Annotated in this window: 17 protein-coding genes; 6 read left to right on the forward strand and 11 right to left on the reverse strand. The window is 44.9% G+C overall.

Annotated elements, in window-relative coordinates; all coding sequences use genetic code 11:
- Positions 1 to 4: 4 nt before the first annotated feature.
- The 3 genes from V2H45_RS07440 to prfB all read right to left on the reverse strand — a co-directional run bounded on the left by V2H45_RS07440 (position 5) and on the right by prfB (position 2,861).
- Complete coding sequence (locus V2H45_RS07440; RefSeq protein ID WP_330482993.1) at positions 5 to 925, reverse strand: branched-chain amino acid transaminase; 921 nt, start codon at positions 923 to 925, stop codon at positions 5 to 7.
- A 124-nt stretch (positions 926 to 1,049) separates the two neighbouring features.
- Entirely contained in the window at positions 1,050 to 1,697 is a 648-nt protein-coding gene (locus V2H45_RS07445; RefSeq protein ID WP_330482994.1) for a DUF4168 domain-containing protein, read from the reverse strand.
- Between the two features lie 56 nt (positions 1,698 to 1,753).
- Positions 1,754 to 2,861, reverse strand: a protein-coding gene (prfB, locus tag V2H45_RS07450; RefSeq protein WP_330482995.1) for a peptide chain release factor 2 whose coding sequence is annotated in 2 segments (ribosomal slippage) — positions 1,754 to 2,788 and positions 2,790 to 2,861 — 1,107 coding nt in all. Because the reading frame shifts where the segments join, the coding sequence is not laid out codon by codon here.
- A gap of 624 nt (positions 2,862 to 3,485) precedes the next feature.
- On the opposite strand from prfB, the gene V2H45_RS07455 reads away from it, so the two are divergent.
- From V2H45_RS07455 to V2H45_RS07465, 3 genes are all read left to right on the forward strand, one after another.
- On the forward strand, positions 3,486 to 3,893 hold the full coding sequence (locus V2H45_RS07455; protein ID WP_330482996.1) for an FHA domain-containing protein: 408 nt from the start codon (positions 3,486 to 3,488) through the stop codon (positions 3,891 to 3,893).
- Positions 3,894 to 3,936: 43 nt separating this feature from the next.
- The gene (locus tag V2H45_RS07460) at positions 3,937 to 4,494 is read left to right on the forward strand and encodes a glutathione S-transferase family protein (protein ID WP_330482997.1); all 558 of its coding nucleotides are present in this window, start codon (positions 3,937 to 3,939) and stop codon (positions 4,492 to 4,494) included.
- A gap of 97 nt (positions 4,495 to 4,591) precedes the next feature.
- Positions 4,592 to 4,912, forward strand: a complete 321-nt coding sequence (locus tag V2H45_RS07465) for a DUF1825 family protein (RefSeq protein WP_330482998.1) — start codon at positions 4,592 to 4,594, stop codon at positions 4,910 to 4,912.
- Here the strand turns inward: V2H45_RS07465 and V2H45_RS07470 are convergent.
- From V2H45_RS07470 to V2H45_RS07495, 6 genes are all read right to left on the reverse strand, one after another.
- Positions 4,909 to 5,583: a ComF family protein gene (locus V2H45_RS07470; RefSeq protein WP_330482999.1), complete on the reverse strand. Its 675-nt coding sequence runs from the start codon at positions 5,581 to 5,583 to the stop codon at positions 4,909 to 4,911. The two genes, V2H45_RS07465 and V2H45_RS07470, sit on opposite strands and share 4 nt — an antisense overlap.
- Positions 5,584 to 5,693: 110 nt before the next feature.
- Entirely contained in the window at positions 5,694 to 6,299 is a 606-nt protein-coding gene (locus tag V2H45_RS07475) for a DUF3611 family protein (protein WP_330483000.1), read from the reverse strand.
- A 6-nt stretch (positions 6,300 to 6,305) separates the two neighbouring features.
- Complete coding sequence (locus tag V2H45_RS07480; RefSeq protein ID WP_330483001.1) at positions 6,306 to 6,953, reverse strand: Mo-dependent nitrogenase C-terminal domain-containing protein; 648 nt, start codon at positions 6,951 to 6,953, stop codon at positions 6,306 to 6,308.
- Between the two features lie 503 nt (positions 6,954 to 7,456).
- Positions 7,457 to 8,125: a hypothetical protein gene (locus tag V2H45_RS07485; RefSeq protein WP_330483002.1), complete on the reverse strand. Its 669-nt coding sequence runs from the start codon at positions 8,123 to 8,125 to the stop codon at positions 7,457 to 7,459.
- A 25-nt stretch (positions 8,126 to 8,150) separates the two neighbouring features.
- Positions 8,151 to 9,947, reverse strand: a complete 1,797-nt coding sequence (locus V2H45_RS07490) for an iron uptake porin (RefSeq protein ID WP_330483003.1) — start codon at positions 9,945 to 9,947, stop codon at positions 8,151 to 8,153.
- 153 nt (positions 9,948 to 10,100) lie between these two features.
- A complete protein-coding gene (locus V2H45_RS07495) occupies positions 10,101 to 11,111 on the reverse strand; it encodes a M48 family metallopeptidase (protein ID WP_330483004.1) in 1,011 nt (336 codons plus the stop codon).
- Between the two features lie 535 nt (positions 11,112 to 11,646).
- Here V2H45_RS07495 and V2H45_RS07500 point away from each other — a divergent pair.
- On the forward strand, positions 11,647 to 11,979 hold the full coding sequence (locus tag V2H45_RS07500; protein ID WP_330483005.1) for a nucleotidyltransferase domain-containing protein: 333 nt from the start codon (positions 11,647 to 11,649) through the stop codon (positions 11,977 to 11,979).
- Complete coding sequence (locus V2H45_RS07505) at positions 11,948 to 12,331, forward strand: HEPN domain-containing protein (protein WP_330483006.1); 384 nt, start codon at positions 11,948 to 11,950, stop codon at positions 12,329 to 12,331. Before V2H45_RS07500 ends, V2H45_RS07505 begins: the two co-directional genes overlap by 32 nt.
- Before the next feature lie 27 nt (positions 12,332 to 12,358).
- Here the strand turns inward: V2H45_RS07505 and V2H45_RS07510 are convergent, their stop codons facing one another.
- Both V2H45_RS07510 and V2H45_RS07515 read right to left on the reverse strand, forming a co-directional pair.
- Positions 12,359 to 13,702: an FAD-dependent oxidoreductase gene (locus V2H45_RS07510; protein ID WP_330483007.1), complete on the reverse strand. Its 1,344-nt coding sequence runs from the start codon at positions 13,700 to 13,702 to the stop codon at positions 12,359 to 12,361.
- A gap of 88 nt (positions 13,703 to 13,790) precedes the next feature.
- Positions 13,791 to 14,528, reverse strand: a complete 738-nt coding sequence (locus V2H45_RS07515; protein WP_330483008.1) for a M48 family metallopeptidase — start codon at positions 14,526 to 14,528, stop codon at positions 13,791 to 13,793.
- 151 nt (positions 14,529 to 14,679) lie between these two features.
- Between V2H45_RS07515 and V2H45_RS07520 the strand changes: the two genes are divergently transcribed.
- Positions 14,680 to 15,285, forward strand: coding sequence for a TetR/AcrR family transcriptional regulator (locus V2H45_RS07520; protein WP_330483009.1), 606 nt, complete (start codon positions 14,680 to 14,682; stop codon positions 15,283 to 15,285).
- Positions 15,286 to 15,303: the final 18 nt, after the last annotated feature.

Genomic DNA, 15,303 nt, shown 5'->3' on the forward strand with positions numbered 1-15,303 from the left:
TCTCTTATACCTTGGTCAACCAGTGACTATATTGGGGCAACAGACCATGAATTGCCTTGCTGTAAAGGTCGCGCAGCTTGGTAGAAATTGTGCCAACCTTACCATCACCCACAGGTCGATTATCAAAGCTCGTAATGGGTGCAAGTTCCGTTGCGGTTCCCACAAAAAATGCCTCATCGGCAACATAAAGCTCCGTGCGATCGATCGGGCGCGAAACAATCGATAGCCCAAGTTCTTGTTGGGCTAGCTGAATAATTGTGTCGCGGGTAATGCCTTCGAGAATATTTTCGGTAATCGAGCTCGTAATCAGTTGATTGTCTCGCACTAAAAACAAATTCATGGCACTGCCCTCGGCGACATGACCTTCGTTTGTCAGTACAACAACATCATCAAACCCTGACAAGTATCCATCCGTCTTTGCCAGAGCTGTATTGACATAAGCCCCGTTTACCTTAGCTCTTGCAGGAATGGCATTATCATCCAACCTGCGCCAAGAAGAAACCCCCACCTTGAGTCCTTTACTGGTGTCTAGATAGCCGTCCATTGGTACGGTAAATAGGCAAAAATCATCCTTCGTATTCTCAACGGTGAGGATGGGCCCAATGCGCAGGTCAGCCTTATAAACAATTGGACGAATATAGGTTGGACCTTGGCATTGGTTGCGACGAATTAATTCAATGGTCAAATTGCCCATTGTTTCAGCGTCAATCGGCGATCGCAACCGCAAAATCCGACAGCTTTGGATTAATCGTTTGTAATGCTCCACCATGCGAAACACAGACATCTGACCAGTTTCAGGAAGCCAATAGGCTTTAATGCCTTCAAATACTGCTGTGCCATACAAAAAACCGTGAGTTCGGATATTAATGGTGGCATTATCGAGGGATACAAACTCCCCACGCAGATAGGCATACTGATCGGACATTGTTAAACCTCATGATGATAACGATCTATCTAATCAATCATAAATTAACCAATGAGGTTTAGGTGAGAGTTTCAAGGGATTCCTCGCAATTCTTCGTGATAATTCTTGGTTGATTCAATCTTAATTATCGATAGCCCCTTAATTGCAACATTCGCGCCTGAATGCGTCCTTGCAACGAGGGATCTTGCTGTTGGGTCACGGTCAGTTGATTAAACTCACGGTTGTTGCTAAATCCATATTTACGGATTTCTTGCTCAGAAAAATCAATTAACTCGCGACACAAGCTTTGAATGTCCGCAGGCTGCTCAGATTGATTGAGACTACAGACATCTACCCCTTTACTATCCGCAGTTTGTGCCACCGTTGACCACCCCTGAGAATTTTTTGCTCGGCGTAGGATCTCTTCACGTTTCTTTTCGATCGCATTGACCGCCCCCGCATATCGATTGATTTGCTCTTCGGTAAATTGAGCCTGTGCTAGCAAAAGTTGAGACTGAGTCTGAGATTCTACCTGAGCAAATGCTGAGGAGAAATCTACGCGCAACACTGACTCTGCTACCATCCCCATCCCTAAAATCAGCATAGAACTCAGTATGGATCTGCCTAAAAGCCTTGCCAGACGATTGTGCCTTGGCGACAGACGATCCAAATGGGTGAGTTTACCACTTGAATCTTGATGGTTTAAGTCTTGGTGGTTTAAGTTTTGGTGGTTTAAGTTTTGATGGTCTAAGTTTTGATGGTCTAAGTTTTGATGTAAGTGCGAGCTAGTCATAATTTGGTTTCAGAATGTCAAAACATAAAGGACGTACTACAACTCCCCTATAGACTTTAAACAGGTTGATTTTGTTGCCGTAAGTAAGATTGAATAAATGGATCGAGTTCGCCATTCATCACATCTTGAATGCTGGTCGTTTCTACACCTGTGCGCAGATCCTTGACCATTTGGTAGGGGTGAAACACATAGTTACGAATTTGATTGCCCCAAGCAGCCTCAACCATATCCCCACGAATATCTGCAATCTTCTGAGCGTGTTGCTCTTGCGCAATAATCAACAATTTTGCTTTCAAAATTTGCATGGCTTTTTCTTTGTTTTGCAGTTGCGATCGCTCTTGGGTACAGCGCACAGAAATGCCTGTAGGCAGGTGGGTAATGCGCACCGCCGTTTCGACCTTGTTGACATTTTGACCGCCCTTGCCACCCGAACGCGTTGTCGTAATTTCTAACTCTTTGGGATCGATATCAAGTTGAACGTCCTCATCGAGTAAAGGCATCACCTCCACACCCGCAAAACTGGTCTGACGCTTATCGTTGGCGTTAAATGGTGAAATTCTGACTAGACGATGCGTGCCTTTTTCGGCAATCAAATACCCATAGGCATATCGCCCGTGGACGAGTAAGGTTACAGATTTTATGCCTGCTTCTTCCCCCTCTGATATGTCAGAGATTTCGACTTGGTAGCCTCTAGATTCGCAAAAACGTGTATACATGCGCAACAACATCTCTGTCCAGTCCTGCGCATCTGTACCCCCTGCCCCAGCATTGATGGTTAATACGGCATCTTTTTGGTCGTAGGTTCCTGATAAAAGCTGCTCGATATCCCAGCGATCTAGTTCATCGGTCAGTTTTGTAATATCTTGGGTAGCTTCTGTAAGGAGGGCAGGATCGGTTTCTAGTTCTAGCAGTTCCGCGATCGCGGCTAAATTTTCGACCGTAGCTTTCCAGTTATGAATTTTCTCCAGATTTGACTTGAGCGCATCAAGCTCCTGCATCTTGGTTTGGGCATGGGCAGCATCATTCCAAAAGTCAGGCTGGGCAGCCGTTTGCTCTAAGTCATCGATCTTGGCAGTTAAAGCAGGCAGGTCAAAGATAGTCCTGGGCTTTACCCAGGCGTTGCGACAAAATTTGGAGCTGACGTTTTACTTCAGTAATGTCCATCGAGCAGATTCCTATGATTTCCTAATCTTCACTTAATAGAACTTACACCAAGGAAGGGTTTCGATCTCAGATATTTTGACAGTTTTGCGATCGAGGGCTCCTAACTCCAATTCTAATCCTTAGGTTGAAGACACGGCTGACATTACCATAGCGAAAAACAGAAAAAATTTGCTGTGATGCCTCAGACCTGTGTTACAGAAATATTGCAAATAAGGTGAATTCAGAGAAATGATTGCGAAATATGGGTTTAAGTCTTCTAATCTGAGTAACCTGTAAATCTTCCGAAGTTATGCGTTGCGCTCTATAGCAAGACATTAGAACTACAAAAAATTCAATTTACTTAACTTGCGATCCTAAGCTGTGTTTGTAGGGTAAAGTAATGCCAGACTTAATAAAGATAAATTTCACAGGTAATCCCTAACAGTTTGATTAGAATTGGTTCTAGTTGGGATAATATAAGCTGGATATTTTGCCTTTGTTACGTTAAGACATTTGCGCTAGGAAAACTAATGCGGTGTCTTGTTTGCTATTCATGATTAAATTGACCTCACCATAGTTAAGGTAAAGTGGCATGATTGATTATGGAAGCCTGTTCGTCAAAATCAATCTTTTCTCGATGGTCTAATGAGTGAGATAAACGTTAGTCATGTTCTGTTAATTTCAGACGCTAGGGGTAGCAGAAAGCTATTACTAGACGGGTTAAAGTACACGATTGGACGCGATGTTAATAACAACATTCAGTTGTACTCTCGATTTGTTTCCCGTCAGCACGCAATCTTGCTAAGAGTACCTGGAACTGAGCCAGGACGCTATCTCTATCGCATCGTTGATGGCGATTTGTCAGGTAAGCCCAGTGTGAATGGTGTGGTTATTAACAACCATACAAAGGTCACATCCTACGAACTCTGTGATGGTGACACAATTACACTAGCTCCAAACGTACAACTGACCTATCTGACAGACGAAGTAGATACAGGAGCAAAAGTTGAGTCTGCTAAAGCGGCATCTCCCGATCGCAAAGATGTTTCATAATTGTGCCTGATATTTGCAAGTTCTAGATTAAGTAGAGGAATATATGCTGAAACTTTACGGTGGTAAGCGGAGCCGTGCTTCGATTGTGCAATGGTACTTAGAAGAAATTCAAGTTCCCTACGATTTCGAGACGCTAGATATGCAGGCTGGAGAGCATCTCAAGCCAGAATTTTTGGCAATTAACCCGATGGGGAAAGTTCCTGCGATCGCAGATGAAGGCTTTAACTTATGGGAGTCTGGCGCAATTTTGCTCTACTTGGCAGAAAAATACGGGCATCTTGCCGATTCCTTAGAGCAACGGGCGATCGCGACACAGTGGGTGATGTTTGCCAACTCCACCTTGAGTACGGGTCTGTTTACTGAAGCGGTGCGAGAAAAAGAAATGCCCCGTTTGCTAGGAGCCTTGAGTCAAATCTTAGCGGAGAAACCCTTTTTAGGTGGCGACACGTTAACCGTCGCAGATATAGCGGTTGGTGCGGTTCTTGCCTATGCACCGATGATGCTCAGCATTACCTTCAACGACTATCCTGTGATAGCGGCTTACGTGCAACGCCTATCCGAACGTCCTGCTTTTCAAAAAACGATCTTGGGCAAAGCTTAAGGCAAAACTTTAGTAGGGATATCACCACTCATCAGAGAGAGGCAGTTACCTGATTGGGGCGGTAAAATGATGCAAGTAAGATAGCCAAGCAATAAATATGGGATTTTTTGACTCGGAAATAGTGCAACATGAAGCCCGTAACCTGTTTCAAGACTATCAGTCTCTGATGGAACTTGGGGGTGACTATGGCAAGTTCGATCGCGAAGGGAAAAAACTCTTCATTGAAAAAATGGAAGAGATGATGGATCGTTACCGTATTTTTATGAAGCGGTTTGAGTTATCTGATGACTTTATGGCACAGATGACCATGAAACAACTACAAACCCAGTTAGGAAACTTTGGTGTTACGCCCCAGCAAATGTTCGATCAGATGAACGTGACTCTAGAGCGCATGAAAGCCGAACTGGAGAAGCCTTAATCTTTTCCTGTATATAATTTTGGTCTAGCCAGCACGATCGCGCTGTTCACTTCGATCTTGGCTGTGGCTAGGGTGGCGATCGCTTCTCGAATCGTCGTCCCTGATGTATAAATATCGTCTAGCAAAATCACCGATGACTTAAGGCGAACTGAGTCAGGAACCGCAAAGGCTTTCGCTAAATTTTCTAAGCGTTCTTGTTTACTTTTGGTTTCGATCTGGGGCTTGGTTGATTTCACCCGTTGCAGAAGTTTTGGCATACAGGGCAGTTTGGTGACTTGACAAAAACTGCGGGCTAAAATTTCGGCTTGATTAAAGCCTCTCGTTTTCAACTTTTCAGCATGCATGGGAATGGGGATCACTGTAGGCTTAGTTCCCCGAGCATTTGAGCTTTTTAGCCACGCTTCCCCGATCTTTTCGCCCAAAACTTCCGCAATTTCAGGATGATGCTCGTATTTGCAGGCAGCGATCGCCCGTTTTAAGGCTCCATCATATACGCCCCAACTAAATAACGGCACGGAAAGACTGCGATCGGGGGGTAGCTGCTGGGAATCTTGAAAGCGACAGGCAGTAATTTGGCGATCGCAATCCACACAAATAATCGAGGCGGAAGAGCGCCCGCATAGAGGGCAGTTGGACTGCAAAAATACATCCAACAGTTTGCCCAGACGCACAACAAAGCTCCTTATACCAATTTCTCTTGAATTTGAAACAGAGAGGGTTTTGGGTTCAGCGCAGAGCGCAGGCTTTTCAAAAAGTGATGCATCACTTTTTGAAAATGGCGTTATTCGCGGCTCGACTTACCCGTAACTCGATTGAGCAGCCACAACGAAGTGACCAAACCAGCAAAGTGCGCCAAGATAATATTCGTATTTGCCTGCACTACGAGCAGATCGATCGATTGCACGGGAACAACCATTAACACTCCCACACCCGGTTGTTGCTGCTGTGATTTAGCGGTTAACCATCCCACGATCGTAAATGCCCCAATTAGGGTGATCAGCATACCCGCAAGGCTAATTACGATCCCAATCTTGAGCAGGCGAATAGTCTGGGCTCGATTGGGGCGATCGGGCGATCGTAACTTTTTAGATAGTTGCGTGTAACGAAAATTCCAATAGATACTGAGGCAAACAATGGCAAGTCCTACCCAAGCAAAGCCTAGACCAGGCAGCGTACCGGGGTTAACATTTGTAGGGGCTGGGGTGTTGACAGCACCACTAATGGCACGCGTACCAACAAATACCAATAGGACGATGGCGGCAATTACGCCCAAAACTACCTGTGACCAAAAGCCAACCCAGCCCCAAGTCCGAAAGGCAAGGATCACTTTTAAAACATTGGGTGATGGCGAGTCGTTATCTACTGACCCTTTTAGATCTTTCGTCATAAAGGGTTAATAGAAACTAGAGATATCTTCACCTTTATCGGCAAGGTAACTAAGCGATCGAAAACGCAGTCCAACCAGTTGATCATAAAGCGGGTTAATCTTGCACATCGCGGGAATATGCATGATTTTACGACCAAATAGGGACACATCTCGCTCGAAAGGACACTGAGCAGGAATAACCTTACAGATAAATCTCGCTAAACTGTTATCGTGGACTTCCATGCGATCGAGCCACTCTTTAATTGGTTCGAGTAGATCTGGATGATGTTCCTCGTGATGTGACGAAGCTTCCAATTTCCCCCTTAGTTCTAACAGAGGTTTAATCTCCTGTTTGAGAGCTACACAAAATTGCTGAATGGTTGCATCTTCTGTATCTGTATAATGCCCATCCGCAAGAGCCATCATTACAGCGGTGCGTAGAAAGTTTTGTGCAATTTGAACATCTTCGCCCAAAGCTGTTGCTAATTCATCGGGGCTAATGGGTTCAAAAATACCTTGCTCTGTTGTTAGTCCTAACTCGGGACTATGACTGATCTCATCGAATAGACTACGCTCTTGCTCGCTGTAATCATTATCAGCCATAGCAATGCTGATTAAGCCCCTCAGCCAAGCAGAGATTTGAGTTTGCGTATAAGACACTTGATTTGTCGGCATGACTCAATAGATTGAACTCAATAGGTCGTTACACTGACATCATTATAAATCTAAACCTGATACATCTAAGTTAGAGGTACGGTCTTGAGGATGTCCTAAACCGAAAATCTTCATAAACTAACGTGAATTCGGGATAAGGATTTTGGAACAAAATATTGGGCATACAAGGGATCTGGGCGAGCACAGGGGCATCGCCCCTACCCAATTTTCGTAGGGGCAGTGCCCCCGTGCCTGCCCTGATTTATTGGATGAATAGGATTTATTTGTGAGAATTTAGCATCTATAGATTCAATAGCCTTAGATAAAGGGTTTTGGATTTTCTTATCCCGAACTGAGGTTAAACTATATGAGCGATACCGCTGTGGAAATAAGCTCTCAAAATTCAGATTTTCTTGTCAAAAACTAACGCCCCAAGGAACGATAAATCAGTACAAGATTGAAAAGGGCAAGCATATCGCGCTTGCCCTAGGAGTTAGCTTGGATTGTTAGGACTAAAGCAGTGCTTATGGTTGCAATCCAGGGAATATCTTTGAGTCCATAGAAGGAGAAAAAGCCGTAATGACTTGATTGCCCGTGCTAGGTGGCGGATTAAACTTAGGATCGAGAATTACCAGTGCGCTGGCAATTCCGAGACTGGTTACTGTAATTGTTGGCGTGGTAATCGGAGTAACAGGGGCAGCAACTATAGAATTAGTTGGGATAGCAATATTTCCATCGCTAATGCCTAGGCTTACATTTGTACTAAGTGGTAAAGCGCTAAACACCAGTGGTGAACCAGTAGAAATAGATTGAACAGTTACATTTGCAGTTGATGGTGCGTTAACAAAACTGGCTGTCCGACCGTCATTGAAAGCTACACCACCTGTTACGATCCCTTGTACAAAATAAGTCGACCCAGTAGAAATAGATGTAACTTGTACGTTGCTTAAAGGTGATGAAGTAACAGATGTTATATCCCCAATAGAACCTGAAACAGTACCAACGGGACTTAGAAGCTGATAGCTGTTGACAGTAAATTTACCATAGGTAGCGGGGGCTCCTGATATGCTCCCAGACATAGTTCCAGTGATAGGGATATTGGTTACTTGGGCAAAAGCTGGAGAACTGGCGATCGCGGTGATTGTTGCTGCAAAAGGCAAACCAAGAGAAAAAACACGAGAGACTAATTTCATATCAAGGATCCTCATGAGTTGATAGTTAGAACGTGAACGTTGTTCGCAAAACCCCGATCGTTACTGTGTCACTGGTGGCAGTGTTGCCAGGATTAAAGACAAACACGATACCGGGCGTAATACTGATATTTTTTGAAACAGGGAATCGGTAGAATGCTTCAACATGTGTAGTCGATGCAGGCTGACCACCAGGAGCCCCACTCGCACCACTCAGAATACTGGGGAAGTTAATATTGCCACTGAGGTTACTACTAGTGATACGTGGAGGTTGCCCAATATATAAACCAAATAGATCTCCACCCTTGAAAATATCACGAAGATTAGCAAACGTCATCCAGTTAAATGTTTCAACCGAACCTGAGAATCCAGAGTTTTGAATGCTGGATGTGGTGAAACCTACCCAGCCACCTAGGTTAACGTTTGGCGTTGCCTGCCATGAAAGCGATCCTCCAAAAGCATTTGTGCTGAAATTGGATGGAACTGGCGATACGATTCCAAGAATAGTGTCACCCACCGCACTATTTAATGTGCCGTTGTTTGTGTAGGAATTGAGATAATAGAGCGTAACATCAAGCCGCTCAAATAAATTTGCCGCAAGCTGCACACCTATGGAGGTTGGCCCACCAAACAAACCGCCATCTCCCGATGCGCTGGCAGGATTACCTGCCGAGTAGACTCCTTGCAAACTCAAAGCTTTAGAGATTTGCCAGTCAAAGCCCAGCCCAGCCTGTCCTGCATTGAGGCTAATCACAGGGTTACGTTGGGCAAACAAAGAAATAGGCCCATTTCCTGCACTTTCAAATCGGTTTGGGCCTCGGAAAACATTAATCGCATTGACCCCTCTTGCTCCAACGATGACTGCAAGATTCTTGCTAGCGAGGAAGCGATAGTTTAGATCGCTGAGGGTAAAAGTACCACCCGTACTGCCTTCATAGCCAAGACGGGTAAAGGGATTATTTAGAGCGTAAAAGCTAGTAATTGGAGCATCCGTTGAGAGGTTGCTAGCTTGTAAACCAGTTAGTAAAATACCGCGATCTGGGAATTGGGTGACAAGACTCAGTTGAGCTTGGTAGCCAAACGTAACATTGGTTGCTGGGTCGGGAACGTTAGCACCTGGAAGCCTGGGAATGTTGGAGGTATTATTGAACCGTCCCTGCAAGCCAAAAATTGCTTGCCCAAAGAGCTTAGTTGTGGTCGAAAATTGTTGCGCCTCTAACTTGGTAGTTTTTGCTTCTAGTGCGTCAATACGACCGCGTAGGGTTGCTAACTCCGCAGCAAACTCCTCTTGCAACTTTTGAACTGCGGCAAGGTCTTCTTTACTAACCTTATCTGCTAACCCCGCAGAAATAATTTCATTAATTTTGTCTAGGCAAGCATTGAGACCAGCAGCAAATTCATAGCGGCTCAATGCCCGCTGACCGCGATAGGTGCGATCGGGATAGCCAGCAATGCAGCCATACCGCTCAACCAAAGATTGTAATGCTGTAAATGCCCAATCCGTAGGACGCACATCACTTAATTGGGAAACAGAAGTTACATTTTGTGCAGTTTTGTGAGTCGGCGGAGAAACTTGCTCTTTTCCGATTTGCTGGATAACGGCAGAGTCACCCGTAGCAAGTGGACGATTATCTGGTGGGCGCTGCACCATCGGATCGACACCGATCGCTTGAATCAGGCTAGAGTCAGTAGTTAATTTCGGATTAACTTGACCGACGGTCGTTTCTGCATAAGTAGCAGTGCTGAGCAAAGTAGAAGACACTACCAAGGTACTGAGCCAAATGAGCTGAGAACCTTGCTTCCTTTGAAAGTTTTTTATCAACATTTAGTAAAGACTCCTAACACCTTAAAATCACACTGACTAAGCTTCTTTTTTTTTTCGGTTGTTGTCAATGTAAAACCTTGTTTAAGGTATGAGTCTTTGGGGTTAGGACTCGTCAAGACTTAACGACCCATATCATTAAGATTTACTAAGGAATTATTGTCGCTTGAGGCGATTGATTTGGTCTTGGAGTTCTTCAATTTGGCGGCGCAGTGCCTCGGCTTCGTCCTTTGTTTTTTGGTCTTGCTTGGCATCGGCTTTAGACTCTTGCTTGCCCTTGGGCTCCTCAGGCGTGACATCGACCGCACCCGTTGCGCCCGATCGCTTGTAGTTACCCAGACGAATCTGGCGATATTCCTCAGAGCCAGCCCAGTCGCGAATGTAATGCACGCGTTCGACGGGGAAGGGATGGCTGAGCATAGAGCCAGAGCCGTACCCGTTATAGAGCAAAAATTTGTAAATTTGGTTGAGGTTATCTTTATCCAACTCTTGGTAATCTTCAGACTGACGAATAAACTCTGGCAAGCTCATCTCATGGGCAAAGGCATGACTTCCGCCAGACAATTTCATCATGGTTTGGAGGACGGTATCGACATCATCGGTAACCAACAATGCCGCTCGATCTGAGGAGAGTTCGGCTTTGCGTCGCCATTCAAAAAAAGCATAGATTAATCCCGAACTCACAATGCCCCCGAGTCCAAAGGTCATTTCGCTAATGGCTGAGACGACACTCATCGCCCACATTGCCATTTGAATGAGCGTTGTATGTCCGCATTTGATATGCCCCAACTCATGGGCAAGCACAGCGCGAATTTCAGCTTCATTGAGTAGGTCTAATAATCCCGAGTTGACCACGATGTAAGGGTTATCTTTTCCCAGTGCGTAGCTGTTGGCATTGGGATTTTGCGACACAAATAGCGCTGGCTCGGGATAAACATCTAGGTCGCTGACGCTTTCTCGAAATAAACGGTGGATGGTGGCATATTGACGGGGCCCAACTTGGATACAGTTGCCTGTGTTGTAAATCAGTTGAGGACGTTCGTAGAGAAACTCTACAAATTTACTAGCAAGTAGATCGAACCCTGGCACGCTGCGTAATGCCTGTTCTGCTTGACGATCTAATGGATGTCTAAATGCTTCGCTAGAAATTCCTGTGTATCGGGGCATAGTGCTACCTTTGATTCGTCCTTACTATTTTAGCTAGAGATGGAATGAACGATTTTCAAAATGAGGTATCGTTTCTTTTTAAGACTCCGCTCTCTGTAAAGATTTCAAAACCAGAACTGCCTCAGGGGTAATATTTACTTGCCTTTGGTATTAGTAATTAAGAACTCCCATACGAGTTAGTCCTTAAAGTAACTATTTTAGCCAGTTTAAAACATCAACTATTTTTTCGTCTCTATTCTTCCCTTATCCCCTAAGTTAAGGAAAGACACCCTTATGTTACTTTTAATTTTTCTGCTGAAAGTTATTATTTTCATCCTTGAAATTCTGCGATTCTTTTCATGAAATATTTAGATACTTAGTGTTTTCTTGGAAAACACTAAGCTTTAAGTAATGTCAGTCTTCTGGTAGGACGAAGTAAACAAAATTTCGGGGCGATTACACTGACATCGTCCTTTTTTAACAGACAACATCAATTCAAGCTCAAAACTCAAATGTTATAATTATGAGGTAAATTCGGTCGTTAAGCTTTTATCAAATGATTAGCCACTGCCAAATCCAAGCTTTTAGCGAGCAAATTGCTGAGCACTTCCAACCCGAACAGATTATCTTGTTCGGTTCATATGCTTACGGTCACCCTACCGAAGATTCTGATGTCGATTTACTTGTAGTTTTAGCATTTGAAGGGATGTCGGTTGATAAAGCGATCGAAATTCGTAGACGACTCAAACCAAATTTTCCTCTAGATTTAATCGCTCGAACATCCAAACAAATTCAACAGCGTTTAGACATGGGTGATTTTTTCATCCAAGATATTCTTCAAAAGGGTCGTATTCTGTATGAAGCTAATTACGCAAGAGTGGGTGGATAAGGCAGAAGGAGATTTTGCTACCGCTCAAAGGGAAATCCAAGTTCAACAGATGCCTAACTATGATGCTGTATGTTTTCATAGCCAACAATGCGTAGAAAAATATCTAAAAGCTTGTCTTCAAGAAGAAAATATTACTTTTGGTCGGACTCATGACTTAACTACCTTGTTAGATGCTTTGCTGACCGTCGAACCAAGCTGGGCAAACCTACGCACTACCCTTGATGCGCTGACAGTCTATGCGGTTGAGTTTCGTTACCCCGGTGTATCTGCTAACCAGACAATTGCTAGTCAAGCATTTCAAGATTGTGTCCAGATTCGTTTAATAATTCGGCAACGCTTCGCACTCAGTTAATGACCTGATATTAGTGGGGATTGGGAATTAAATGTTAAAGTCACGGCGAAACGTAAACCATTTTGCTAACCGAGATAACTTGCCCCGATCGCTTGCAGATTTCTGCTCCGCAAATTTGGCGGCGGTGGTGCTGATAACCCCAGAGGAAATGTTTGCTAATTGGGCAAGTTGATGGATTTTGAGCTTGGTATGCATAGCGATCGCTACAGTTTCGATTAATTCTCCAGCACAGTCACCGACGATGCTAGCTCCGACAATCTCGCCATTCTGGCGGCAAAGTAACTTACAAAAGCCGAAATCGTCATAATGATGCCGCAACGCATAAAGGTTTTTACCATAGCGCAGCCTTGCATCCACCTCGGTCATACCCAAATGGGCAAGTTGGGGAAGCGTTTTTGATATAATCGGCGCGATTGCAGGTTGGGCAGGTGGCATAAGCGTCCAGAACAGGCTGTGCCTGAGAATTTTGGTAATGTCAGCACTGGCATAACAGGCATAGATACGGGGATTGCTGGTTTGGGCTTTGGCGTTGACCGCGATCGCTTCTCCTTGAAATTTCACCTTGGCGGCTTCAAGGTTGAGCTGTAAAGGAGCTGAGAAGAAAGGCATCAAAACGAGATCGCATTCAAAAGTACGTTCCCCTGCCCAGACTTTCTGGCGAAAAGTTCCCTGCCCATTTTTTTCTGTTGTCGTTTCTAAGGGAGAAATCGCCGTAACACGGGTGGAAGTGTAAATTTCAATGCCGTCCACTTCTAGTTTGGCTTGCAGCAACCTAGCTGCCTCCACATCGACATCGGGCAAAATATGGCTGCTGTCGCAGAGTAGGGTTACCGTGACACCCAGATGGATTAAGCTTTGGGCAATCGTGCAGCTATATACATCACCACCCACAATCGCGAGCGACTCAGGCAGACGATCCAGTTGAAACAGGGTCTCGTAGGTTAAATAATTACTCTGTTCTAGTCCCACAATTTTGCGCGTTGACACAGGGGGATCGGTCACGATCGCATAGGTACGCGATCGTAGTTGTCTTTTACCCACAGCGTAAGTACGCGCATTCACAAACTGCCCACTGCCGACGATTACATCGACCCCCAAAGCCTGTAGGGCTTCCAATTCTGATTGGGGCGCAAGAATGGCAAGTACTTGACGTAAAAAAGCGGCAAATGAGACCTCTCCTCTGATCACATCTTTTTTCCAACCTGCGCTACTTTTACGCATCTGGGTGGCGATCTGTTGCAAGCGAGACTGACTTAAAGCTTGTGGCTCAGTCACCAATGCTACTCTTGCTTTAAGTTTTGCGGCTCTGCGAGCCAACTCCAAGGCATTTGCCCCATTCCCGACGATAGCTAGATCGTAGTCAACTGCCATGCGCTAAATTCTGATTCCTGTTTAACATGTAGGATCCTACACCCCATGGCTCAGCTTGTAACTAGCAGAAACAGCGTGGAAAACTCAATCATACCCAAGCAGGGATTATCTGCCATGCTTGATTGAGCGAGCGATCGAGCTTCAAGTAGTTAGGTTCGTACTTGCTCACCAAAGCCCAAAACTTGGCGGAGTGGTTCATGTGAATTGTGTGACAGAGTTCGTGAATAAACACGTAGTTGACAGCATCAGGTTCTAAAAACAAGAGTTTAAAGTTAAGGCTAATATTTTTAGAACTCGAACAACTTGCCCACAGTGTCTTTTGCCCTCGCACCGAAGTTTGGCGATAGGGTAACCGCGCAGCAACGCTGACTTTGCGGAGCCAAGGGATCAGTTCTTTTTGGGCTTTGCGGTTGAGCCATTGTCGGAGTAGGGCTTTACCTGCTTCAATATTCTCTACATTGCCCGTAACAAGTATTTTTTGCCCTTTCTGTTCCTTTGCCGTTATAAATTTTGAGTTTGCCGATAAATATTCCACCTGCCATGTTTCCGCGATCGCACCGAGATAGATCGTCTCAGGCAGGCGATCGGGAGACTGTGCCGCCAGATATTCTCGTTTTTGATCGACCTGTTGGAGGGCTTTTTCGATCCAACTTCGCTTTTGCACCAAAAACTCTAGAATACGTCTATGGTCAAAGTTTTCAGGCACGACGACCTCTAAGCCTTTGTCCAGAGAGACAGATAACCGCATGTGCTTTGCCTTGGGGCTGACTCTAAGCTGGTATTCAGGCAGATCTGTCAAGTTTGCAGGTAGCTTTGGCGTAACCATAGATACGGTAAGAATAGTTAGGTGACAGGCGACAAACATCGCCCCAAACAGAGTATGCCATAGGTTTCCAGATTTTAATGTAGCGTAGTTTTATGCTAATCTAAAACAGACCGATTGGTCTTTTGCCTGTGGATATTGTCTGTGGATATGCATGAATAAAGCTCAGGAAACCAGAGAGAGAATTCTCAAACAAGCAGCGGATTTGTTTAACCAATATGGTTATGCGGGTTCCTCTATGTCAGATATCATGCGGGTCACAGGCTTACAAAAAGGAGGGATTTACAACCACTTTAAAAGCAAAGAAGAATTAGCATTACTTGCCTTTGACTATGCGGCGGCATGTCTTGGGAAACGCTTCCTTTCAGCCATTCGAGGCAAACGTCGATCGCTAGACCAACTCAAAGCGATCGCCGCCGAATTTGCCACAATTACCGAATCGCCGCCTGTGATGGGTGGATGTCCCATTCTCAATACGGCGATCGAAAGTGATGACGCGCATCCAGGTTTACGGTATCGCGCCCAAGCAGCTATGGATACTTGGCGATCGCTGATCTGCCGCATTATCGATAAAGGCATCAAGAAGGGCGAAATCCCTCAAAATATTGAAGCCGATGCGATCGCCACCATTATGATTTCCACCCTAGAGGGAGCCGTGATGATGAGCAAACTATATGGGGATTCCCTGCATATACAGAGAGCGATCGAACATCTCAATGCATATCTAGTACAGCAGGGCGGAAATAGGGCTACCCTATAGAAGGTGAGCTAAATGAAA

Origin of the sequence: Tumidithrix elongata BACA0141 (assembly GCF_036349135.1) — a bacterium.
Taxonomy (GTDB): domain Bacteria; phylum Cyanobacteriota; class Cyanobacteriia; order Pseudanabaenales; family Pseudanabaenaceae; genus Tumidithrix; species Tumidithrix elongata.

Bases quoted from the DNA above. Each gene is read 5' to 3' on its own strand.
- V2H45_RS07440 (WP_330482993.1), bottom strand. From the start codon at position 925: ATGTCCGATCAGTATGCCTATCTGCGTGGGGAGTTTGTATCCCTCGAT.
- V2H45_RS07445 (WP_330482994.1), bottom strand. From the start codon at position 1,697: ATGACTAGCTCGCACTTACATCAAAACTTAGACCATCAAAACTTAGAC.
- V2H45_RS07455 (WP_330482996.1), top strand. From the start codon at position 3,486: ATGAGTGAGATAAACGTTAGTCATGTTCTGTTAATTTCAGACGCTAGG.
- V2H45_RS07460 (WP_330482997.1), top strand. From the start codon at position 3,937: ATGCTGAAACTTTACGGTGGTAAGCGGAGCCGTGCTTCGATTGTGCAA.
- V2H45_RS07465 (WP_330482998.1), top strand. From the start codon at position 4,592: ATGGGATTTTTTGACTCGGAAATAGTGCAACATGAAGCCCGTAACCTG.
- V2H45_RS07475 (WP_330483000.1), bottom strand. From the start codon at position 6,299: ATGACGAAAGATCTAAAAGGGTCAGTAGATAACGACTCGCCATCACCC.
- V2H45_RS07480 (WP_330483001.1), bottom strand. From the start codon at position 6,953: ATGCCGACAAATCAAGTGTCTTATACGCAAACTCAAATCTCTGCTTGG.
- V2H45_RS07485 (WP_330483002.1), bottom strand. From the start codon at position 8,125: ATGAAATTAGTCTCTCGTGTTTTTTCTCTTGGTTTGCCTTTTGCAGCA.
- V2H45_RS07490 (WP_330483003.1), bottom strand. From the start codon at position 9,947: ATGTTGATAAAAAACTTTCAAAGGAAGCAAGGTTCTCAGCTCATTTGG.
- V2H45_RS07495 (WP_330483004.1), bottom strand. From the start codon at position 11,111: ATGCCCCGATACACAGGAATTTCTAGCGAAGCATTTAGACATCCATTA.
- V2H45_RS07500 (WP_330483005.1), top strand. From the start codon at position 11,647: ATGATTAGCCACTGCCAAATCCAAGCTTTTAGCGAGCAAATTGCTGAG.
- V2H45_RS07505 (WP_330483006.1), top strand. From the start codon at position 11,948: ATGAAGCTAATTACGCAAGAGTGGGTGGATAAGGCAGAAGGAGATTTT.
- V2H45_RS07510 (WP_330483007.1), bottom strand. From the start codon at position 13,702: ATGGCAGTTGACTACGATCTAGCTATCGTCGGGAATGGGGCAAATGCC.
- V2H45_RS07515 (WP_330483008.1), bottom strand. From the start codon at position 14,528: ATGGTTACGCCAAAGCTACCTGCAAACTTGACAGATCTGCCTGAATAC.
- V2H45_RS07520 (WP_330483009.1), top strand. From the start codon at position 14,680: ATGAATAAAGCTCAGGAAACCAGAGAGAGAATTCTCAAACAAGCAGCG.